Genomic DNA, 851 nt, shown 5'->3' on the forward strand with positions numbered 1-851 from the left:
GACAGGAATCCGAATGAGCTTGGAACTCAGCCATGATTGAAGTCGGCGAGACCATGGGCGAATTGCCCACCAACAAGATCGTGTTTTGCGAACGGTCGTGGAAGACGCCTGTCTCGATCCTGGCCTTCTTGATCTTCGTGACCTTCGCCTGGGGGATCTATCTCCTGGACCATTACGACGAGGACGACAATTTCCATGGGGCCGACGATCTGTCGGTGGGTCAGTTCCTGGTGCGCAACATCGCCATGCCGCATGTGCAGCGGCTGTATCACACGGTTCCCCCTGCTGTGGTCGGGGTCGGCGGCGGCGGGGTCAATGCCGGTCCGGTGGCCTCGGGGGCCATCGTGGGGGCCAACGGCTATGTGATCACCACCTTGCATTCGGTGTCCAATCTGCCGGAGATTTCGGTCCAGGTGGCGACGACGGGTGGGATCCGGCGCTTTCCGGCCCAGGTGGTGAAGACCATTCCGGGGCATGATCTGGCGCTGCTGAAGATGCAGACCACCGAGAAGTTCCTGCATTTCCGCATGGCCGACGTCCAGACGGTGGTGCCGGGTCAGCAGGTCTTCGCCTTCGGCCGCAACATGGCGGGGGCGCCGCTGGTGCGCCAGGGCCTGGTGCAATCGGCGGATGCGCCGCTGGCGGTGGGGGCGACCCAGATCACCCATCTGCTGCGTTCGGACGCGGTCTACAGCTGGGAACAGACCGGCGGCCCGCTGGTCAACGCCCAGGGTGATCTGGTGGGCATCAACATCGCCGCTACCGGCCCCACCGGCAAGGTGGAAGGCTTCACGGTGCCGGCCCAGGTGATCGTGTCCCATCTTCAGGACGTGGTTCGCTTCAAGAAGGGC

Annotated in this window: 1 protein-coding gene; it reads left to right on the plus strand. The window is 63.7% G+C overall.

Annotation, left to right across the window (positions count from 1 at the left end; genetic code table 11):
- Nucleotides 1-32 precede the first annotated feature (32 nt).
- On the plus strand, nucleotides 33-851 hold an 819-nt coding region (locus tag A6A04_RS00740; protein WP_068489347.1), incomplete at its 3' end, for a trypsin-like peptidase domain-containing protein.

The sequence above is a fragment of the Paramagnetospirillum marisnigri genome (genome assembly GCF_001650715.1).
GTDB lineage: Bacteria > Pseudomonadota > Alphaproteobacteria > Rhodospirillales > Magnetospirillaceae > Phaeospirillum > Phaeospirillum marisnigri.